General features: G+C 72.8%; 16 protein-coding genes. 10 read left to right on the top strand and 6 right to left on the bottom strand.

Annotated features, from left to right (window positions below; genetic code table 11):
* Window positions 1–22 precede the first annotated feature (22 nt).
* From KKZ08_RS30495 to KKZ08_RS30460, 8 genes are all read left to right on the top strand, one after another.
* A complete protein-coding gene (locus tag KKZ08_RS30495; RefSeq protein WP_223777483.1) occupies window positions 23–1,291 on the top strand; it encodes a DUF1266 domain-containing protein in 1,269 nt (422 codons plus the stop codon).
* A 237-nt stretch (window positions 1,292–1,528) separates the two neighbouring features.
* Window positions 1,529–2,590 carry a LacI family DNA-binding transcriptional regulator gene (locus KKZ08_RS30490; protein ID WP_223777482.1) on the top strand — a complete coding sequence of 354 codons (1,062 nt, stop codon included), beginning with the start codon at window positions 1,529–1,531 and terminating at the stop codon, window positions 2,588–2,590.
* Entirely contained in the window at window positions 2,583–4,127 is a 1,545-nt protein-coding gene (locus tag KKZ08_RS30485) for a sugar ABC transporter ATP-binding protein (RefSeq protein WP_223777481.1), read from the top strand. The genes KKZ08_RS30490 and KKZ08_RS30485 overlap by 8 nt, the downstream gene beginning before the upstream one ends.
* Window positions 4,117–6,072, top strand: coding sequence for a substrate-binding domain-containing protein (locus KKZ08_RS30480; protein WP_223777480.1), 1,956 nt, complete (start codon window positions 4,117–4,119; stop codon window positions 6,070–6,072). Before KKZ08_RS30485 ends, KKZ08_RS30480 begins: the two co-directional genes overlap by 11 nt.
* Window positions 6,073–6,115: 43 nt before the next feature.
* On the top strand, window positions 6,116–7,072 hold the full coding sequence (locus KKZ08_RS30475; protein ID WP_223777479.1) for a ribokinase: 957 nt from the start codon (window positions 6,116–6,118) through the stop codon (window positions 7,070–7,072).
* Window positions 7,069–7,458 carry a D-ribose pyranase gene (gene rbsD / locus KKZ08_RS30470; RefSeq protein WP_223777478.1) on the top strand — a complete coding sequence of 130 codons (390 nt, stop codon included), beginning with the start codon at window positions 7,069–7,071 and terminating at the stop codon, window positions 7,456–7,458. Before KKZ08_RS30475 ends, rbsD begins: the two co-directional genes overlap by 4 nt.
* Window positions 7,459–7,666: 208 nt before the next feature.
* Window positions 7,667–8,977, top strand: a complete 1,311-nt coding sequence (locus KKZ08_RS30465; protein ID WP_223777477.1) for a M28 family metallopeptidase — start codon at window positions 7,667–7,669, stop codon at window positions 8,975–8,977.
* Between the two features lie 135 nt (window positions 8,978–9,112).
* The gene (locus tag KKZ08_RS30460) at window positions 9,113–10,387 is read left to right on the top strand and encodes a hypothetical protein (protein ID WP_223777476.1); all 1,275 of its coding nucleotides are present in this window, start codon (window positions 9,113–9,115) and stop codon (window positions 10,385–10,387) included.
* Between the two features lie 414 nt (window positions 10,388–10,801).
* On the opposite strand, the gene KKZ08_RS30455 is transcribed toward KKZ08_RS30460, so the two are convergent.
* The gene (locus KKZ08_RS30455; RefSeq protein WP_223777475.1) at window positions 10,802–12,184 is read right to left on the bottom strand and encodes a tetratricopeptide repeat protein; all 1,383 of its coding nucleotides are present in this window, start codon (window positions 12,182–12,184) and stop codon (window positions 10,802–10,804) included.
* Window positions 12,121–13,317, bottom strand: a complete 1,197-nt coding sequence (locus tag KKZ08_RS30450; RefSeq protein WP_223777474.1) for an ATP-binding protein — start codon at window positions 13,315–13,317, stop codon at window positions 12,121–12,123. Before KKZ08_RS30450 ends, KKZ08_RS30455 begins: the two co-directional genes overlap by 64 nt.
* Before the next feature lie 203 nt (window positions 13,318–13,520).
* On the opposite strand from KKZ08_RS30450, the gene KKZ08_RS30445 reads away from it, so the two are divergent.
* Window positions 13,521–16,568 carry an AfsR/SARP family transcriptional regulator gene (locus KKZ08_RS30445; RefSeq protein ID WP_223777473.1) on the top strand — a complete coding sequence of 1,016 codons (3,048 nt, stop codon included), beginning with the start codon at window positions 13,521–13,523 and terminating at the stop codon, window positions 16,566–16,568.
* 402 nt (window positions 16,569–16,970) lie between these two features.
* On the opposite strand, the gene msrB is transcribed toward KKZ08_RS30445, so the two are convergent.
* The 4 genes from msrB to KKZ08_RS30425 form a co-directional block, all read right to left on the bottom strand.
* Complete coding sequence (gene msrB, locus KKZ08_RS30440; protein WP_223777472.1) at window positions 16,971–17,378, bottom strand: peptide-methionine (R)-S-oxide reductase MsrB; 408 nt, start codon at window positions 17,376–17,378, stop codon at window positions 16,971–16,973.
* 13 nt (window positions 17,379–17,391) lie between these two features.
* Entirely contained in the window at window positions 17,392–18,795 is a 1,404-nt protein-coding gene (murC, locus tag KKZ08_RS30435) for a UDP-N-acetylmuramate--L-alanine ligase (RefSeq protein ID WP_223777471.1), read from the bottom strand.
* A 184-nt stretch (window positions 18,796–18,979) separates the two neighbouring features.
* A complete protein-coding gene (locus tag KKZ08_RS30430) occupies window positions 18,980–19,453 on the bottom strand; it encodes an indole-3-glycerol phosphate synthase (protein WP_223777470.1) in 474 nt (157 codons plus the stop codon).
* Window positions 19,454–19,586: 133 nt separating this feature from the next.
* Window positions 19,587–20,423, bottom strand: coding sequence for a pyrimidine reductase family protein (locus tag KKZ08_RS30425; protein WP_223777469.1), 837 nt, complete (start codon window positions 20,421–20,423; stop codon window positions 19,587–19,589).
* A gap of 36 nt (window positions 20,424–20,459) precedes the next feature.
* Between KKZ08_RS30425 and zapE the strand changes: the two genes are divergently transcribed.
* Window positions 20,460–21,551 carry a cell division protein ZapE gene (gene zapE, locus KKZ08_RS30420; protein WP_223777468.1) on the top strand — a complete coding sequence of 364 codons (1,092 nt, stop codon included), beginning with the start codon at window positions 20,460–20,462 and terminating at the stop codon, window positions 21,549–21,551.
* The last annotated feature ends 23 nt before the right edge of the window (window positions 21,552–21,574 follow it).

Here is a 21,574-nt window from a genome sequence, read left to right as displayed (position 1 = left end):
ACCCGAGACCGGAGTAACGACGATGCACGCGGCAGCCGAGGCCGAGGACGAGTTCCACGACGAGATCTTCCCCTTCGTCCCCGCGCCGGAGGACGGCAGCCGCTGGCAGGCGCCCGCCGACCTCGAAGAGCATCTGTACGAGCTCTGCGAGGCCGACGACGCGTACACGTACCTGCGGGCCGTCGCCGTGGAGGGCCTGTACCGGCCGGTGGCGCTGCACGAGAAGGACCCCGGCGCGGGCGCGAGCCCGCTGCTCACCATCGACCTGCCGGACGGCCGGAAGGCGGCGCAGGTGTACACCGCCGGGCTGCTGCCGCGCCCGCACCCCGCCGTCGTCTATGAGTTCGTCACGCTCGGCGGGCTCGCCGAGGGCTGCCCCGACGACGTCGACATCCTGGTGATCAACGCGGCGACGCCGTGCGAGCAGTACTACCTGACGACCGACGAGGAACGGGGGGTCTGGGCCGACCTGCACGAGCGCCACCACCGGGACGACGGCCTCGGCGACCGCATCGAGACCCGCCGCACCGGGGCGCCCGAACCCGGCCCGCTGCTGCACGGCCTGGCCTGCGGCGCGCACCTGTGCTTCGCCAACGGCGCCCCCTGGAACACCCTCGACTGGCACGGCGCGGGCCACCACAACGAGGTGGGCCGCCTGGCGGAGTCCTGGGGCGTGCACGGCCGCGAGGACTGGCTCGCCGTCCAGGAGCGGCTGCTGACGCGTGAAGTCTCCCCCTGGTACTGGGACTTCGTCCTCGGCGCCCGGCTCGCGGTGATCGCCGAGGTCGGCCCCCGGCTGGACCCGGAGCGCTGGCGGGAGTGCGTCGAGGTCACCTTGCGCAACCGCGTCGTGGAGACCGGCGGCCCCGACACCCCGCACCGGCCGGGCGAGGACCCGGAACTGGACGACTTCGTGACGGCCATGCGCGGCCTGGTCGGGAAGATCCTCCGCTACGAGGCCCGCTTCCGCGCCGACGAGCTCCTGCCGCCCGACGGCTTCGTGCGCACCATCGCGGCCTGGGACATCGGCCGCGCCTCCAAGATGGCCCGCTGGGGCCGGGGCGCGCGGTACGCGACCGAGGCGGAGCTGCGCGCCGCCATCGAGCGGACGTCGCGGGCCGCGCGGTCGGCGTACGGCTCCTGGGAGGAGTTCTCGGCGGGGTACGTCCTGGGCCGCTGCCTCCACTTCGACGAGGAGTCGTTCGGCTCCTGGTACACGGACGTCCTGCACGCCCACCGGGCCCTGACCACGGACCCGGACAGCCCTTGGCTGACAGTGCCCTTCAACTGAGCGGGGGGGGCACCCGGGCCGCCCTCCCCCCACGCTCCCCCGGCACGCGCCCGGGGCCCCCGGCACGCCCTCAGCAGCCCGGGCCCGCCCCCGACCGCTCATCTGAGCCCGCGCTCCCCCGCATGCATCACGATCCGGTCTCACTCGCCCCCCAGCGCCCCTCTCCCTCTTGCCAGCGGCCCGTGTAATCGATTCCAATCCTCCGTGTAATCGATTCCACAAGGAGGTGGACCGACGATGGCCTCTACTTCGGTGAGCATCAAGGACGTCGCGGCCGAGGCCGGCGTGTCCGTCGCCACCGTGTCGCGGGTACTGAACAGCCACCCCTCGGTCAGCCCCGCGTCCCGCGCCCGCGTGGTCGCCGCCGTCGAGGCGCTCGGGTACCGCCCCAACGCCGTCGCCCGCTCCCTGCGCACCGACCAGACCCGCACCCTCGGCCTGGTCATCAGCGACGTGCTCAACCCGTACTTCACCGAGCTGGCCCGTTCCGTCGAGGAGGCGGCCCGCGCGCTCGGCTACAGCGTGATCATCGGCAACGCGGACGAGCGGCCCGAGCTCCAGGACCACCACGTACGGACCCTCCTGGACCGGCGGATCGACGGACTGCTGGTCTCCCCCACCGACGGCGGCTCCCCGCTGATGCTGGACGCGGTGCGCGCCGGCACCCCGATGGTCTTCGTGGACCGGTGGATCCCGGGTGTGGACGTCCCCGTCGTCCGCTCCGACGGGCGCCAGGCCGTCCGTGACCTCGTCGCCCACCTGCACGGACTCGGCCACCGCAGGCTCGCCATCATCGCGGGCCCGGCCGCCACGACGACCGGCAGCGAGCGCGTCGAGGCCTTCCGCGACGCCCTGCGCGAGCACGGCATCGCCCTGCCCGACGCCTACATCGGCCAGGGCGACTTCCAGGCCGACAGCGGGCGCCGCGCCACCGAGCGCTTCCTCGCCCTGCCCGAGCCGCCCGACGTCGTCTTCGCCGCCGACAACCTCATGGCGCTCGGCGCGCTCGACGCGATCCGCGCGCGCGGCCTGCGGGTCCCGCGCGACATCGGGCTCGCGGCCTTCGACGACATCCCGTGGTTCGTGCACACCGACCCGCCCGTCACCGCGATCGCCCAGCCGACCGGTGACCTCGGCAGGGCCGCCGTGCACGCGCTGATCGACCGGATCGAGGGCAGGAGCCCGCGGTCCGTGACCCTGCCCGCCCGCCTCGTCGTCCGGCGTTCCTGCGGCGAGGCCACCGGTGAGAGCGCCGGCGAGGACACCTCCGTACGATCCGAAGGAGCGACCCGTGAGTGACCAGAGCGAGCTGCTCCGCATCGAAGGCATCCGCAAGACGTTCCCCGGTGTCGTCGCGCTCGACTCCGTCGACTTCGATCTGCGCCGCGGTGAGGTGCACGTCCTGCTGGGTGAGAACGGCGCGGGCAAGAGCACCCTCATCAAGATGCTCTCCGGTGCCTACCGCCCCGACAGCGGTCGCATCGTCGTGGACGGTGAGGACGTACGCATCCATGGCGCGCAGGACGCGGAGCGGCTCGGTATCGCCACGATCTACCAGGAGTTCAACCTCGTACCGGATCTGACGGTCGCCGAGAACATCTTCCTGGGCCGGCAGCCGCGCCGCTTCGGGATGATCGACCGCAGGAAGATGGAGGCCGACGCCGAGGCCCTGCTCCGGCGGGTCGGCGTCCAGGTGTCGCCGCGCGCCAAGGTGCGCGAACTGGGCATCGCCCGGCTCCAGATGGTCGAGATCGCCAAGGCGCTGAGCCTGGACGCGCGCGTGCTCATCATGGACGAGCCGACCGCCGTGCTCACCTCCGAGGAGGTCGACAAGCTCTTCGCCATCGTGCGCGCGCTGCGCGAGGACGGCGTCGGCATCGTCTTCATCACCCACCACCTGGAGGAGATCGCCGCGCTCGGCGACCGCGTCACCGTCCTGCGGGACGGCCGCAGCGTCGACCAGGTGCCCGCCTCCACCCCGGAGGAGGAACTCGTCCGCCTCATGGTGGGGCGCAGCATCGAGCAGCAATATCCGCGCCAACGCCCGGACGTGGGGCCGCCGTTGCTGTCCGTCGAGGGGCTCACCCGTGACGGCGTCTTCCACGACGTCAGCTTCGAGGTGCGGGCCGGTGAGGTCGTCGGACTCGCGGGGCTCGTCGGCGCGGGCCGCACGGAGGTGGCGCGCGCGGTCTTCGGCGCGGATCCGTACGACGCGGGCAGCGTCGGCGTACGCGGCGAGCGCCTGCCCCGGCACGACGTGAACGCCGCGATGGGCGCGGGCATCGGCCTCGTACCGGAGGACCGCAAGGGCCAGGGCCTGGTCCTGGACGCGTCCGTGCGGGAGAACCTGGGCCTGGTCACGCTGCGTTCGGCGACCCGGGCCGGGCTCGTGGACCTCAAGGGCCAGGCGAGGGACGCCGCCCGGATCGCCGAGCAGCTGAAGGTGCGCATGGCCGGGCTCGGCCAGCACGTGCGCACGCTCTCCGGCGGCAACCAGCAGAAGGTCGTCATCGGCAAGTGGCTGCTGGCGGACGTCAAGGTGCTGATCCTCGACGAGCCGACGCGCGGCATCGACGTGGGCGCGAAGGTCGAGATCTACCAGCTGATCAACGAACTGACGGCGTCCGGACACGCCGTCCTGATGATCTCCAGCGACCTGCCCGAGGTGCTCGGCATGAGCGACCGGGTGCTCGTCATGGCGCAGGGCCGGATCGCCGGTGAGCTGAGCGCGGACGAGGCGACGCAGGACGCGGTGATGGCGCTGGCCGTCGGCACGGCGGCCCCGTCGGACATACGGAACGAAGAAGAAGAAGCGGAGGGCTCCCGTGGCCACTGAAACCGTGAAGCGTGACGCGGGCGGCGCGGGTGGTGCGGCGACGCTCCGCCGCGTCCTGCTCGACAACGGCGCGCTGAGTGCCCTGATCGTCCTGGTCGTGGCGATGTCGCTGCTCTCCGGCGACTTCCTCACCACGCAGAACCTGCTCAACGTGGGCGTGCAGGCCGCCGTGACGGCGATCCTCGCGTTCGGCGTGACGTTCGTGATCGTCTCGGCGGGCATCGACCTGTCGGTCGGTTCGGTGGCCGCGCTCTCGGCCACCGTCCTCGCCTGGTCGGCGACTTCGGAGGGGCTGCCGGTCTGGCTCGCGGTCGTCCTCGCCGTCGGCACGGGCGTGGCGTGCGGGTTCGTCAACGGCCTGCTCGTCTCGTACGGCAAGCTGCCGCCGTTCATCGCGACGCTCGCGATGCTGTCGGTGGCCCGCGGCCTCTCCCTGGTGATCTCGCAGGGCAGCCCGATCCCGTTCCCCGACGCGGTCTCGCACCTCGGTGACACGGTGGGCGGCTGGCTGCCGGTCCCCGTGGTCGTGATGGTCGTGATGGGGCTGGTGACGGCCCTGGTGCTCGGCCGGACGTTCATCGGGCGCTCCATGTACGCGATCGGCGGCAACGAAGAGGCGGCCCGCCTGTCCGGCCTGCGCGTCAAGCGGCAGAAGCTCGTCATCTACGCGCTCTCCGGTCTCTTCGCGGCCGTCGCGGGCATCGTGCTCGCCTCCCGTCTGGTCTCCGCGCAGCCGCAGGCCGCGCAGGGGTACGAACTCGACGCCATCGCCGCGGTCGTCATCGGCGGCGCGAGCCTCGCGGGCGGCGTCGGCAAGGCGTCCGGCACGCTCATCGGCGCGCTGATCCTCGCGGTGCTGCGCAACGGCCTCAACCTCCTTTCGGTCTCCGCCTTCTGGCAGCAGGTCGTGATCGGTGTGGTCATCGCGCTCGCGGTCCTGCTGGATACGTTGCGACGGCGGGCCGGGGCGACCCCCGGGGCCTCCTCGGGCACGTCCGGGGGCGTGCGGGGCAATGGGCCGCAGGCGGCGAAGTACGCGGTGGCCGCCGTGGTCGTCGCGGCGGTGATCGGCGCGGTCTCCTTCTTCAACTCGGGCTCTTCGGGCACCTCGACGAAGGTCGGCATGTCGCTCTCCACCCTCAACAACCCCTTCTTCGTCCAGATGAAGGAGGGCGCGCAGGCCGAGGCGGAGAAGGCGGGCGTCGACCTGACCGTCACCGACGCGCAGAACGACGCCTCCCAGCAGACCAACCAGCTCCAGAACTTCACCGGCGAGGGCGTGAAGTCGATCATCGTCAACCCGGTGGACTCCGACGCGGCGGGCCCGGCCGTGCGCGGCGCCAACAAGCAGGACATCCCGGTGGTCGCCGCCGACCGCGGCGTGAACAAGGCGAAGACGGCCACGCTCGTCGCCTCCGACAACGTGGCGGGCGGCAGGCTGGCGGCGAAGACGCTCGCCGAGAAGCTGGGCGGCGAGGGCAAGGTCGTCGTGCTCCAGGGCACGCCGGGCACCTCCGCGAGCCGCGAGCGCGGGCAGGGCTTCGCCGAGGGCATCAAGGCGTACCCCGGCATCGACGTCGTCGCCAAGCAGCCCGCGGACTTCGACCGCACCAAGGGCCTGGACGTCATGACGAACCTCCTCCAGTCCCACAAGGGCGTGAACGGCGTCTTCGCCGAGAACGACGAGATGGCGCTCGGCGCGGTCAAGGCGCTCGGCGCCAAGGCGGGCACGTCCGTGCCGGTGGTCGGCTTCGACGGCACCCCCGACGGACTGAAGGCGGTCGAGGCGGGCACGCTGTACGCGTCCGTGGCGCAGCAGCCGAAGGAGCTGGGCCGGATCGCCGTGCGCAACGCGGTGCGGGCGGCGCAGGGCAAGCAGGTGCGGGAGCTGGTGAAGGTACCGGTGAAGGTCGTGACGTCGAAGAACGTGCAGGATTTCTCCTGACCGCCGCCCCGCGGCAGCACCGTACGAAAGCAGGAAACAGCACATGAACGACAACCACGCCGGCAGCACCGGCGACGCGGATTACGAGCTGCTCGTCGTGGGCTCCGCCAACGCCGACCTGGTGGTCGGCGTGGAGCGGCGCCCCGCGGCGGGCGAGACGGTCCTCGGCTCCGACCTGGCCGTCCACCCCGGCGGCAAGGGCGGCAACCAGGCGGTCGCCGCCGCCCGGCTCGGCGCCCGCACGGCGCTGCTCGCCCGGGTCGGCGACGACGCCCACGGCACGCTGCTGCTTGACGCGCAGCGCGCGGCCGGCGTGGACACCGCCGGTGTCCTGGTGGGCGGCGCGCCCACCGGCGTCGCGCTGATCACGGTCGATCCGTCGGGCGACAACAGCATCGTGGTCTCGCCCGGCGCCAACGCCCGCCTCACTCCCGAGGACATCCGCGCGGCGGGCCCTGTGCTCGCGGCGGCGCGGGTGGTCTCCAGCCAGCTGGAGATCCCGCTGGAGACGGTCGCCGAGGTGGTCCGCGCGCTGCGGCCCGGCGCCCGCTTCGTCCTGAACCCCTCGCCGCCGGCGCCGCTGCCCGCCGAGGTCCTCGCCGCCTGCGACCCATTGGTGGTCAACGAGCACGAGGCGCGCGTGATCCTCGGCGAGGACGCGGGCGGGGCTCCGGAGGAGTGGGCGCGGGGGCTGCTCGCGCTCGGGCCCCGGTCGGTGGTGATCACGCTGGGCGCCGAGGGGGCGCTCACCGCGGACGGCTCGGCCGAGTCTCCCGTACGGGTGCCGAGTCCGAAGGTCGACGCGGTGGACACGACCGGCGCGGGCGACGCCTTCACCGCGGCCCTCGGCTGGCGTCTCGGCCTCGGCGAGGATCTGCCGACGGCGGCCGCGTACGCGGTTCGGGTGGGGGCGGCGGCGGTCACCCGCAAGGGAGCGCAGGCCTCCTACCCGACGGCCTCGGAACTTCCGGCGGCCGCCCCGGAGGTCCCGGCCCCGTGAAGAAGTCGGGCATACTGAACCGCCATCTCGCGGGCGCGCTCGCGGAGTTGGGGCACGGCGACACGGTCCTGGTCTGCGACGCGGGCATGCCGATCCCGGCGGGCCCGCGCGTGGTGGACCTGGCGTTCCGGGCCGGGGTCCCCGCCTTCGCGGAGGTCCTCGACGGCCTGCTCGCCGAGCTGGTGGTGGAGGGCGGGACGGCGGCGCGCGAGATCCGGGGGGCGAACCCGGAGGCGGCGCTGCTGCTGCGCGAGAGCCTGCCGGCGCTGGAGCTGGTCGCCCACGAGGAGCTGAAGGGCCTCTCCGCGGGCGCCCGCCTCGTGGTCCGCACCGGCGAGGCCCGCCCGTACGCGAATGTGCTGTTGAGGTGCGGGGTCTTCTTCTGACGCCGTCCCGCGCCGAGCGGCGGCCGCCGGGCTGTCCGCTATACGGACGCAACTGACCGTATTCTGACCGGTTTCCTCTCTTGACGGGAGATCGTCGCGCCCTCAACATCAGGCAACGCACAGCTCCAAAGGCGCCCCGCGGCACCCGCGTCGCGGGGCGTTTCGCACGTTCCGTCCCCCTCGTTGTTCGGAATACGGAGCCCCACACATGAATCTCTTCAGACGTGCGGCCGTCGGTGCCGCCACCGTGGCCATCGGCGGCCTGCTCGCCACCGCCGCTCCCGCCATCGCCGCGCCCGCCGCCCCGTCACCCGCGCTCGCGGCACCCGACCTCCCGCTCGCCAACGTCAAGGCGCACCTCTCGCAGCTCCAGTCCATAGCCTCGGCCAACGGCGGCAACCGCGCGCACGGCCGTCCCGGCTACAAGGCCTCCATCGACTACGTGAAGGGCAAGCTGGACGCGGCCGGATTCACCACGTCCGTCCAGCAGTTCACGTCCGGCGGCGCCACGGGCTACAACCTCGTCGCGGACTGGCCGGGCGGCGACCCGAACAAGGTCCTGATGGCGGGCGCGCACCTCGACAGCGTCTCCTCCGGGCCCGGCATCAACGACAACGGCTCGGGCTCGGCGGGTGTCCTGGAGACGGCGCTCGCGGTATCCCGCGCGCAGCTCAAACCGACGAAGCACCTGCGGTTCGCCTGGTGGGGCGCCGAGGAGCTGGGCATGGTCGGCTCCCGCTACTACGTGAACAACCTCCCCACGGCGGAGCGTTCCAAGGTCAGCGGCTATCTGAACTTCGACATGATCGGCTCGCCGAACGCCGGCTACTTCGTCTACGACGACGACCCGGTCATCGAGAAGACGTTCAAGGACTACTACGCCGGCCTCAACGTCCCGACGGAGATCGAGACCGAGGGCGACGGCCGCTCCGACCACGCCCCGTTCAAGAACGTCGGCATCCCCGTCGGCGGCCTGTTCAGCGGCGCCGAGCGCGCCAAGTCCAGCGCGCAGGCGCAGAAGTGGGGCGGCACGGCGGGCCAGGCCTTCGACCGCTGCTACCACTCGTCGTGCGACACCACGACGAACGTCAACGACACCGCCCTGGACCGCAACAGCGACGCCATCGCGCACGCCGTCTGGACCCTCGGCACGGACACCCCGGTCCCGCCCGGTGACGCGTACGAGAACACCACGGACGTCACCATCCCGGACAACGGCGCCGCGGTGACCTCGACGGTGAACGTGACCGGCCGCACGGGCAACGCCCCGGCCGCCCTCAAGGTGGACGTCGACATCCGCCACACCTGGCGGGGCGACGTGGTGATCGACCTCCTCGCCCCGGACGGCACCGCGTACCGCCTGAAGGGTTCCAGCGGCAACGACTCGGCGGACAACGTCATCGCGACGTACACGGTCGACGCGTCGAGCGAGAGCGCGAACGGCGCGTGGAAGCTGCGGGTGCAGGATGTCGCGGCGCAGGACACCGGCTACATCAACAGCTGGAAGCTGACGTTCTAGCCGACGTTCGCCCGCCCCACGGATCCGCACTGCAAGGATTCCGCAAGCACCGCGCAAGCCTTCCGCCCGGACTTCGGGGCACCCCCCGGCCGAAGCCCGAACACCCAACGGGAGCCCATACCACCGGGGGACACCATGGCGGTTGAGCACAGCACCACCTCCACGGAGCCGTTACCCGGGTCCGGAGCCCTCTCCGGACCCGGGCACGACGCGCAGTGGCTGACCCTGACCCACTGCAAGCGCGTCCTCGTCGTCGTCCACACCGAGGTCTACGGCAGCCGACTGCGGGACCTGCTCCCGCTGCTGGAGTCGGACCTGCGGATCCAGACCCACTTCACCATCGCTCCGCACGCCTTCAACGCGGGAGCGGAGCGCATCCTTCGCGCACTGAACAGCACGGTGCTGCCCTGGGAAGAGGCGGTGCGCCGGGAGTTCGACCTGGTGCTCGCGGCCGGTTCCCAGGGCATCGACCGGCTGCGCGGCCCCTTGCTGCGGATGCCGCACGGGGCGGGCCACATCAAGCTGTCCCGTACGACGGACGACCGCGACCCGGGGGCGCCGCGCACCGTCGGGGAGCTGGGGCGGCAGTATCTGACCCGTGACGGCAAGGTGGTGCCGAAGGCGCTGGCCCTCGCGCACCGCGAGGATCTGGCCACCCTGGCCCGCACCTGCCCCGAGGCGCTGCCCGTCAGCGAGGTGGTGGGCGACGCCTGTCACGACCGGATCGTGGCGAGCCTGCCGCTGCGCCGGCGCTACCGTACGGCCCTCGGCCTGCGCCGGGGACAGCGGCTGGTCCTCGTCTCCTCCACCTGGGGGCTCGGCTCGTCGTTCAACCGCCTGGACGCCCTCCTGCCCCGGCTGCTGACGGAGCTCGACCCCGCGCGGCACCGCATCGCGGTCCTGGTGCACCCCAACGTCTGGTCCGGGCACGGCGACTGGCAGGTCCGGTCCTGGCTGGCCGGTGCCGAACGGCGGGGCATCACCGTGCTGCCGCCCGAAACGGACTGGCGCATTCCGCTCATCGCCGCCGACTGGGTGCTCGGTGACCACGGCTCGGTGACGCTGTACGCCACGCTGACCCGCGCGGTCATCCTGCTGGCCCGCTACCCCGGCGCCGACGTCAACCCCGACTCCCCCGCGGCGGAACTGGCCACGACCGCGCCCGCCCTGTCCCCGGCGCACCCGCTGCCGGAGCAACTCGCCTACGCGCGCGCCGAGTACCCCGCCGAGGAGTACGCGCGGATCGGGCGGCGCATCTCCTCGGAGCCGGGCCGGTTCGCCCGCAACACACGCAGGCTGATGTACCGGATCCTCGGGATCGGGCAGCCCGCCTACGAGGCGTCGCTGCCGGTGCTGCCGGTCCCGGCCGCGCGGATGGACACGGGAGCCCCCGACGGGATCCCGGCATGAGAACACCCGCCGTGTCCGTCGTACCGTCCTTTTCGACAGCCCCGGCACACCTGGCAGATCCTTTCGATCCGTTGATCGTCTGCCTCGACTGCCCCCGGCCGTGCCACGTCACGGGCCGTCCCGGAGGCGAACAGTGGCGGCAGTGCGCCGACGTGCTCTACGCGGGCCGCCCGCGCCCCTGTCCGGAAACGGCACCGCTGGCCCTGCGCGCCCTGGAGCGCTATCCCGGCTGCCTGCTGGTGGTGGTCCGCCGGGCGGGCGGCACCCAGGTGACGCACGCCCGCCGCGGCTCCCGGCGGGCCGGGCCGTCGGTGGAGACGAGGGGCCTGGCGGGTCGGGATGTCGTATCCCTGTTGCGCGCGTGGTACGCGGACGTGCTGCTGAAGCGACCCGCGGCCCCGAGGGCCCAAGCCCTCAGTCCAGACCCCCCAGGCCCAGCCCACTCAGACGGTCTTCGAGCCGCCGCACATCAGGAGCGCTGACACTCCGGTAGCGGGCCAGGGCGCGGCCGTACCAGGCCCTGGCCCGCTCCGTCTCGCCCCGCTCCTCGGCCGCCTCGCCGAGCATCTCCAGGACGCGGCCCTGCCAGTGCACGGAGCCGGTGGCCTCGAACTCGCCGAGGGCTTCCGTCAGTTGCCCCTTCGCCGCCTCCACCGCGGTCGCGTCGTCGCCCGCGCACCTCAGCGCGGCCCGGCCGAGGAAGGCCAGGGCGCGGGCGGCGTCGTAGGGGTCGTCCTCGGACAGCAGGGCGGCCCTGGCTGCGGCCAGTTCGGGCAGCGCCTCCTCGGGGCGTCCGGCGGCCAGCGCCACGTCGCCGAGGCAGATCCGGGTCAGGGCCGCCCCGCGCGTGTACCCGATCGCCTCGCGCAGCGGCAGCGCCAGTCGGAAGCAGCGGAGGGCCTCGGTCAGCCGGCCGGCCAGGCGGTGGGACTGCCCCAGGCCGTGCAGCGCCTGCGCCTCGGCCCGGTGGGCGGCCGTCAGGACGTCCGGGCCACCCGGGCCGGGGGGCTGCTCCCGCGCCGCGGCCACTCTCTCCCGCGCCACCTCCAGCGCCTGCCCGAACCAGCCGACCGCCTCGTCGGGCCGACCCGCGTTGCGCAGCCCGGCGCCGCCGGAGGTGAGCATCTGGCTCTCGGCCTCCCTGTCCCCCGCCCGGCGGGCCGCGGCGAGCCCGACCTCATGGGCCTCGACCCACAACTCGTACGGGCGAAGGCGGAGGAAGAGCGGCCACATGGCGTCGGCGAGCATCCACGCCGTGTCGTGCCAGCCGTGCTCGGCGGCGGTACGCAACGCCGCCATCAGATGGGCCCGTTCGGTGTCGAGCCAGTCGAGCGCGCCGCGCGCGTCGGCGAAGGGCGGGGGCGGAGCCGGGCGGCGGTCGTAGCGGCGCGGCAGGATCCGGTGGCTGGGTGTGAGGAGTGCCTCCGCCTCGGTCGCGGCGTACAGGTAGAAGTCCACGACGCGCCGCACCGCCGCCCCGCTGCCGGCGGGCCCCTCGTGTGTGGCGGCGAGCTGCCCCGCGTGCGCCCTGACGAGGTCGTGGAAGCGGTAGCGGCCGCTCCCCGTGCGGGGGTCGGGGCCGAGGTCTTCCAGGAGGTTCACCTCGGCCAGCTCGTCCAGCAGCTGGTCCGCCTCCCGGGTGCGCAGCGCGCAGGCCGCGGCGGCGGCCTCGACGCCGATCAGCGGCACGGGGGCCAGGCCCAACCGCCGGTAGCCACGCGCGAGTTCGGGGCTTAGCAGGCGGTACGAGGCGTCGAGGGCGCCCCGCACGGCGTACTCCCCCTCGACGCGCAGCACGTCCAGCGCGCCGCCCGCACCGCCCCCAGCGCGCCCGCCATCGCCGCCAGCGGCTGGCGCGGGCGCGACGCCACCCGCGCCGCCGCGACGCACACGGCGAGCGGCAGGCCCGCGCAGGCCTCGGCCACCGCCAGGGCGGCCTCGGGCTCCCGGGTGACGCGGTCGGCGCCGATCCGGCGGCGGAGCAGCTCCACCGCGTCGCCGGTGCCGAGCACGTCCAGCGGGTGGAACGTCGCGCCGTCCATGCCGAGGCCGCTCAGCCGCCCCCGGCTCGTCACCGCCGTCAGCGCCCGGGCACCACCGGGCAGCAGCGGGCGGACCTGCGCGGCGCTGAGCGCGTTGTCCAGGAGCACGGCGATGCGGCTGCCGGCGGTCGCCGAGCGCCACAGAGCGGCCTGCTCCCCCAGGTCGGCGGGGACGCGCTCCTGCCCGAGGGCGCGCAGGAACTGCCCGAGCAGTTCCCCCGGCCGGGCGGGTCCGCCCTCGGAGTGGCCGCGCAGATCGGCGTAGAGCTGGCCGTCGGGGAAGGCGTCGGCGAGGCCGAGCAGCCAGCGCCTGGCCAGCGTGGTCTTGCCGACCCCGGCCGGGCCGCTGATGACCGCGATGACCGGCGCCCCCGGTGAGTCCGCCGCCCGCTGGTCCAGGTCGGCCAGTTCGCGCACCCGATTGGTGAAGTGGTCCGGTACGGGCAGCAGTTGGCGCGGGACGTCGAAGCCGCGGGGCGCGGCGGGGGCGGCCGGGGCGGGGTGGATGTGCACGTCGCCGTGGATGCCGTGGGCCTGGATGGCGGTGCCCTGGATACGGGCCGACCTGTCGATGGAGTTGCCGGCCTGCGCGGGGGCGGGGCTGAGGGTGGCGGTGATCCAGTGCCGTAACTCCCGTGCCAGCTCCGGGCGGTGCGCGGCCTGCTGCGCCAGGGCGGCGCTCAGCGTCCGTGCGGTCTCGCCGGGGTCCTCGGCCGGCTCCGCCGGCTCCCACGCGCGGAGCAGATCGGCGGTGGCGGGGTCCGCCGATGCGCTCACCGCGTCGAGCAGCGCGCGCCGCGCCCTGGGCCGGGCGGCCGCCAGTATCAGGGCGGCCGTCAATTCCAGGGCCGTCACCTGGTCCATCGCGCCGCCTCCCCCGAGATCCACGGCTCACACCGTTTCAGCGTCCTACCCGCAGGGCGCTCGCGTCAGACCGAACGCCCCTACCGAACACCTCACCAAGAAGAGTGACCAAGCCAAAACAAGCCAATGAAGTGAACGAATGACCGTCACTATTTGAACGATATCGACCTCATGCGATTCTTTGACGCTCATTCATAGCGCAGGCCGACCGGCGGACGGGGGCACTCGTGAAGCTCGGCATTCGCGTCCTGGGAACCGTCGCCCTGGAATACGACGGGCGAATCGATCTCCTCGGCTCCGCGAAAGAGCGCGTCGTCCTGGCGGCGCTGGCCCTGGACGCGGGCCGCCCCGTCTCCCTGGACACCCTGATCCACCGCCTGTGGGACGACTCGCCGCCCGCCAAGGCGCGCGCGGGACTGCACACCTACGCGGCCCGGATCCGCCGGCGGCTGCGCGAGAGCACCGGCGACGACCTGCTCGTCCAGCGGGCCCACACCTATCTGCTCGACGTCCGCCCCGAGCAGGTCGACTGCCACCGGTTCGAGCAGATCGCCGCCCGGGCCCGCGCCCTGGCCGACGGCGCGGACGACACCGCGGCCCTCGACCTGCTGCGGGAGGCGGCGGGCCTGTGGCGCGGAGAGCCGCTGGCCGGGCTCGGCGGCCTGTGGGCCGAGAGCATCCGCGCGAGCCTGTCCCAGAAGCGGCTCGCCGCCCAGCTGACCCGGATCGAGGCCGAACTGCGCCGGGGCCACTACGCCGAGCTCGTCCCCGACATCGCCGCGCTCCTCGAGCGGCATCCCGGCGACGAGACCCTCGCCGCCCTGCTCATGACCGCGACCTACGGCTGCGGCAGACAGGCCGAAGCCCTGCACGTGTACGACACCGTCCGCCGCCGGTTGCGCGAGCGCCTCGGCACCGACCCGGGCGAGGCGCTCACGCGACTGCACCGCCTCGTGCTGAACGGCGCCCCGGCGCGGCAGCTGCTCCCCCGCCAGGAGCCGGCCACCACCGCCCCGCGCACCCTGCCGCGCCACGCCGAACTGGTGGGCCGCGAGGAGGAGTTGGCGGCCATCGTCCACGCGGCACAGCGGGGCGACGGCGGCGTGATCGCGTTGCAGGCCATCTCAGGCATGGCGGGGATCGGCAAGACACTGCTCGCGCTGCACGCGGCCCGGCGCCTGGAACCCCTGTTCCCCGACGGCCAGCTCCACCTCGACCTGCGCGCCCACTCCCCGGGCCGCACCCCCCTCTGCGCCACGTCCGCCCTCGGGGCGCTGCTGCGCATGCTCGGGGTTCCCGCGTCGGACCTGCCGGGCCGGCTCGACGAACTCGTCAGCCTCTGGCGTACGTTGCTCAGCCACCGCCGCGCCGTCATCGTCCTGGACGACGTGGCCGACCCCGAGCACGTGAAACCCCTGCTCCCCGGCCCCTCCCCCTCGCTGATGATCGTCACCAGCCGCCGCAGGCTCTCCGGGCTGCCCGGAGTCCGGCCGGTCCTGCTCGACGTACTCCCCGAGGAGGACGCCGTCGCCCTGTTCCGGGAGCTGGCCGGTGAGGGCCGCACGCCGCGCGTCCGCGAGGTCGCCGCCATCGTCCGGCTCTGCGGACGGCTTCCGCTGGCCACCGAGATCGCCGCGAGACGCCTGGCCTCCCGCCCCTCCTGGACGACCGGCCACCTGCTGCACCGGCTCACCCACGGGCACGGCAGACTGCGCGAGATCCGCGACGGCAACCAGGAGATGGCCCGCGCCTTCGAGGTCTCCTACTCCACGCTCCACCCCGAGGAAAGATCCGTTTTCCGACTTCTCGGCCTGCAACTCGGCACGGATTACGACGCGTTCAGCACGGCCGCGCTCACCGATCTCGCATTCGACCACGCGGAGCGCACCCTCGAAGGCCTCCTCGACGCCCATCTCATTCAGGAACCGGCACCCGACCGATACACCACTCATGATCTTCTCGGGGAATACTCGCGCATGCTGGCGGCATCCGAACTGGGGCCCGCCGAACGGGAAAGCGCCCTGCGCCGATTGATCGATTTCTACGTACAGGCATCCGACGCGGCGGACCGGCTCATCGCCCCGCGCCGCCCGCGTCCGCACCTTCCCCGCCGCCTTTGCGCCTACCGGATACCCGCGTGGAGCGGCGCCGCCGACGCCCGGCGCTGGCTGACCTCGGAGTGCTCCGCGCTGATCGCGGCGGAACGCCACTGCCGGGCGCACGGCCGGCCGCACGAGGCGGCGCTGCTCGCCGGATCCCTCGCGGGCTTCCTGCTGGAGGAGCGGCACTCGGCCGACACCCAGGGCATGCACCGGGCGGCCGCGGAGCACTGGCGGACCGTCGCCCACCCGGAGGCCGAGGTGTACGCCCTGGTCGACCAGGGCACGGCGCTGTCACGGAGCGGACAGTACGCCCAGGCCCTGACCGTCCTCGGGCGAGCGTTGCGCACGGCGCGGACCATCGGCGACACGGCGGTGGCGGAGGTGCTCCACGCGCGGGGCGTACTGCTGTGGAACCTCGGCCACCTGCCGGAGGCGCTCGCCGACCAGGAGGAGACCCTCGCGCTGCGGACACGTGCGGATGATCCGTGGCAGATCGCGCGATCGCGCAACAACCTCGGCATCACGCACCTGTACCTGGGTGATTTCACGGCCGCCCGTGATCATTTCCATTCGGCGCTCGACATGTTCCGCACGGCGGGCGACGCGCATGAAGAGGCCCATGTGCTCAATAATCTGTCGGATCTCAAGCTGCACATCGGCGAAAGGGAATCCGCGCGGAAATACCTCCAGGAGGCGCGGAAACTACTCGCGGTTTCCGGCACCGCCGCGGAGCATGCCATGGCGCAGGTCAATCTCGCCAATACCATGGATTCCCCGCGGGAACTCCCTGCCATGCTCGACCTGTACCAGGATTCCCTCAGCGCTTTTCAGCGTCTGGGAGACCGGCGCAATGCGTCGATAACCCTGCACGGAATGGGCCTCGCCCTGCACGCGGCGGCCCGCTTCGAGGAGTCGGCGGATCATCACTCCCGCGCCCTGGATCTTGCGCGGAGCATCGGCTCGGCACACGAGGAAGCGCAGGCCCTGCACGGTCTGGGGGCGGCCGAGCACCGCCTGGGCCGCACGGCGTCGGCGGCGGACCACCTCGCCGTGGCGGTGGCCGTGGCCGAGCGCACGGGAGCGGCGGACGAGGCGGCTCGGGCGCGGGCCACGTTGGCGGGGATCAGAGCGGAATCAAGCATTCCGGATGGAAAGCCCGGCGAGCGGGTGTAGGTCCGCCTCGCATTATCAGAACGGGCGCCGACCAGCGGGCGGATCACGAATTCTTTCCGCGGGCTTGCCAGGCGATTGGCTTTAGTACAAGATCCCGGCAGGCGGAGGAAAGCCTTCCGCCAATCCGTAGATTCAGTAGCTGGGAGTTAGTCCGCACATGGCACGATCGCACCACAGGGGCCGCACGAAGCGCACCCTTTCCACCGTCGCTGTCGGCCTTTTCGTACTCGCCATGGCCGCACTCATTTGCATGCCATCGGTGTTCAGTGAATCCGCGGAGACGACCGCGTCCAAGAGCCCCGCTCACACCGCCGCTCCCCACCCGGGAGGGCCCCGCGCCTGACCGCGCACGCCCGCACGGCGGCGGTGATCCCGCCGCCGTGCTCACCAGCCGTGCCTCGCTCAGCCCTCGTCCGCCGTGAGCCGCAGCGAGATCGAGTTGATGCAGTACCGCTGATCCGTCGGCGTCGGATACCCCTCGCCCTCGAAGACATGGCCGAGGTGCGACCCGCACCGCGCACACCGCACCTCCGTGCGCACCATGCCGTGCGAGGTGTCCTGGAGCAGTTCGACCGCGTCCGTGTCCTTCGGGTCGAAGAAGCTCGGCCAGCCGCAGTGCGACTCGAACTTCTCCGCCGAGGTGAACAGCTCCGCGCCGCACGCGCGGCAGGAGTAGACACCCTTGGTCTTGGTGTCCGTGTACTCACCGACGAAGGCGGGTTCCGTGCCGGCCTGGCGCAGCACCGCGTACTCCGAGGGGGTCAGCTCCGCCCGCCACTGCTCGTCCGGCTTCTCGACGTCGTACGCCATGGGTGACATCCCCTTACTTCGACAAGTGGGCCAGGATCCGCGGGCCGAGGTCCGTGACGTCGCCCGCTCCCATGGTCAGAACGAGATCACCGGGCTTCGCCATTCCCGCGATCGCCGCCACGGCCGCGTCCTTGTCCGCCGCGGCCGCCACCTCGGCGCCCGCCGCGCGGGCCGCGTCGATGATCAGGGCGCTGGTGACGCCGGGGATCGGGTCCTCGCGGGCCGGGTAGATGTCGAGGACCACGGAGGAGTCGGCGAGGGCGAGGGTCTGGCCCATCTCGGTGCCCAGTTCCTGGGTGCGCGAGAAGAGGTGGGGCTGGAAGAGGACGAGGATGCGGGAGTCGCCCGCGGCGGAGCGCATCGCCTCCAGGTCGGCCGTCATCTCCGTCGGGTGGTGCGCGTACGAGTCGATGACCTGCACGCCCGCGGCCTCGCCCTTGAGCTGGAGGCGGCGCTTGACGCCGGTGTACGACTTCAGGGCGCCCGCGAGGTTCCGGGACGGGATGCCGAGGGCGATGCCCGCCGCGAGGGCGGCGACCGCGTTGTTCGCGTAGTGGCGGCCGGGCACCGAGACCGTGAAGGTCAGCAGCTTGCCGTCGAGGAGAACGGTGACCTCGCTGGTCAGGCCGCGCGCGGTGATCTTGTGGATACGCAGGTCGGCGCCCTCGGACTCGCCGTACGTGACGACCTTCAGCTCGCCCAGGTCCCGCACGCGCTTGGTCAGCTCGACGGCGCCCGCCTGGTCCGCCGAGATCACCAGCGTGCCGCCGGGGACGACCTTGCCCGCGAAGATCTCGAAGGACTCGTAGATCTCGTCCATCGACGCGTAGTTGGCGTGGTGGTCGAGCTCCACGTTGAGGACGATGGCGACCTCGGGCGCGTACTTGTGGAAGCTGCGGTCGCTCTCGTCGGCCTCGGCGACGAAGATGTCGCCCTCGCCGTGCAGGGCGTTCGACCCCGGCACGTCCAGGTCGCCGCCGATCGCGTACGACGGGGCGAGGCCGAGGGTGGCGAGCGTGACGGCGAGCATCGACGTCGTCGTGGTCTTGCCGTGCGTGCCCGCCACGGCGATCGGGCGCCGGCCGTTCATCAGGGAGGCCAGGGCGTCCGAGCGGTGCACCACGGGGATGCCGAGCTCGGCGGCGCGGGCCAGCTCGGGGTTGTCGGCGCGGATCGCGGAGGAGACGACGACGCAGGTCGCGTCGGACGCGAGGTGCGCGGCGTCGTGCCCGATGTGGACCGTGACGCCGAGCGCCCGCAGCGCCTCGGCCGTGGCGGACTCCCGGGCGTCACTGCCCGCGACCTTGGCGCCGCGCTGGGCCAGGATCTTCGCGATGCCCGACATTCCGGCGCCGCCGATGCCGATGAAGTGCGGTCGGTCCATGTCGGCCATGGACTGGGGCAGGCCGGGTGCCATGCGTGTGTCTCCCCTGGGTGGTGCGACGGTGTCGCGTTCGTACGACGGTGAAGGCCCCAGCCTATTCCCTGCGTGGAGGACGACATCGCGCGCCGCCAGGGGCGCCCCGAAGGGGCGCGGGGAACTGCGCGACCAGCCCCCACGAACCCGCAGGACAAAGAAACCGCCCCCGCACAGCGAAGCGTCACGCCTCGCTGTGCGAGAACAGCTTGAGGACCGGCACGCCCACCTTGTGCCGCGCCCGCGAGGCCCAGTCCCGGTGGAAGAACTCCTCCACGTAGTGCGGGTCGGTCAGCACGATCACCTCGTCGGCGTCCGCCTCGTCGACCAGGGTCCGCAGGGCGTCCAGCGGGTGGTCCTCGATCAGCCGCCCCTGCGCCTCGCAGCCCGCCGCGTGCAGCGCCGCCAGGGATACCCGCAGCGCCTGCTCGCCGAGGGCCGCCGCGTCCGCCCCCTCGGGGGTCTCTCCCTCGCGTGCCGCCTCGTCGAGCTCGCCCAGGGCGACGTCGTCGATGGCCCGCAGCAGCCGGTCCGCCTGATCGCCCCGGGGCTGGAGCAGCACGTGGAAGGTGACCGGCTCGTCACCGTGCAAGGTGGTGACGAATTCCACGTCGGCGGACGTCAGGGCCTTCTCGATCATCAATACGCTTGTGAACACGACAGGCGCCCTTCTCATCCGTGGGCCGTCCTGAGGCCCTTGCGGAAACCATCCTGCCCCGTGGCCGCACGGGGGTCTGCGAGATCTAGTGTGCCCGGCGAAAGACAAACGGAACGACTGATTCCGCTGATGCTCAGCTACGACGGTATCGGGTGAAAAGGAACCCGGCTTCCTCTAGTACGGACGTAAGTACGAATTGATCGGGGGTGGCCAGCGCGTGCCCGCCCGCGATCCGCTGCGCGTCCCCGGCGGTGAGCATCGGCGAGACCGTCAGGCAGAGCTCGTCCAGCGCCCCCGCGGCCACGAACTGCCCGAGCAGGCGCGGCCCGCCCTCGGTGAGCAGCCGGGTCAGCCCCCGCTCCGCAAGGGCGGGCGCCACACGCGCCGGGTCCACGGTCGCGCCCTCCCCGGCGATCACCACGACGGCGCCCGCCCGCTCGGCGGCGGTGACCCTGTCGGCGGGCGCGGCGGCGCCGGTCACCACGAGGGTGGGCGTCAGCGGCTCCGTGAAAAGCGGAAGCGAGAAATCCAGGTCGAGGCTCGCGCTGACGACCGCGATGGCGGGCGCCGGGGTCTGCCCGGCCGCGGCCCTGCGCGCCGCGAAGGCCTCACGCGCGCGCGGCGGGCGGTAGCCCTCCAGGCGTACCGTTTCCGCTCCCACGACCACGGCGTCGGCGAGCCCGCGCAGGGTGCCGAAGATCCGCATGTCGGTGTCGTTGGAGATGGGCTGGGAGCGGCCGTCGTGCTGGGCGGCGCCGTCGAGCGTGGACACCATGTTGGCGCGCAGCCAGGTCGCCTCCCCGGCGAGCACCCCCGGGGGGTAGGCGTAGGCCTCGGCCAGCTCGTCGAGGCTCCAGTCCCGCGCGGCCGCGGCGCTCGTACCGCTCGCACCCACGGCGTCGGCGGCGTCTGCCGTCCGGTCGGCTGTCTGGTCGGCTGTCTGGTCGGTCACAGGGAACAGGCGTCGCATATCCGCAGTCTCGCACGCCCCCTAAACTGGGGAACCGTGTCGCCCTCCACCACCGCCTCCGGGCCCAGCTCCCTCCCCGACGTGGCTCCGCAGTCCCTGTGCGCCCGCGAGCCCCACGTCCCCGCCGGCCGTCTGGTCGCCGAGATGGTGCCGCCGCCGCGCTTCGACGCGGTCCGCTTCGACACGTACATCCCGGACCCGAACCAGCCCAGCCAGACCGAGGCCGTCCGCGTCCTGAGCGGCTTCGCGGCCGGGCTCGGCGGGGCGCACGCCTCGGGGGCGGGCAAGAAGCGCTGGTTCCAGAAGAAGGCGCCCGCGCCCACGGGACCGCGCGGCGTCTACCTCGACGGTGGCTACGGCGTCGGCAAGACCCACCTCCTCGCCTCCCTCTGGCACGCGACGCCCGCGGCGCCCGAGCAGAAGGCGTTCGGCACCTTCGTCGAGCTGACGAACCTGGTGGGGGCACTCGGCTTCCAGCAGACGGTGCGCACGCTCAGTGACCACCGGCTGCTCTGCATCGACGAGTTCGAGCTCGACGACCCGGGTGACACGGTGCTCGTCTCCTCGCTGCTCGCCAAGCTCGTCGAGCAGGGCGTGGCACTGGCCGCGACCTCGAACACGCTGCCGGGCAAGCTCGGCGAGGGCCGGTTCGCCGCCACCGACTTCATGCGGGAGATCCAGGGCCTGTCCGCGCACTTCACGGCGTTGCGCATCGACGGCGAGGACTACCGCCACCGCGGTCTTCCGGAGGCTCCCGCCCCGTATTCGGAGGAGCAGGTCACCAAGGCGGCGTACGCGACCGCGGGCGCCTCCCTCGACGACTTCCCGCACCTGCTCGCACACCTGGCCAAGGTCCACCCGAGCCGCTACGGCGCGCTGACCGACCAGCTCACGGCCGTCTGCCTCACGGAGGTGACGCCGGTGCCCGACCAGTCGACCGCGCTGCGCCTCGTGGTGCTCGCCGACCGGCTGTACGACCGGGAGGTGCCGGTGCTGGCCTCCGGTGTGCCCTTCGACCAGCTGTTCAGCGAGGAGATGCTGAACGGCGGGTACCGCAAGAAGTACTTCCGCGCCATATCGCGGCTCACGGCGCTCGCCCGTGACGCCAAGGGGCTCGTGCACGCGTAGCCGGTGCGCGGCAGGGGGCTGCC

It is taken from the genome of Streptomyces sp. 135 (genome assembly GCF_020026305.1).
In the GTDB taxonomy this organism is placed as follows: domain Bacteria; phylum Actinomycetota; class Actinomycetes; order Streptomycetales; family Streptomycetaceae; genus Streptomyces.
The sequence above is the reverse complement of the archived record's forward strand: the minus strand, read 5'-3'. Positions and strand labels throughout refer to the sequence as shown.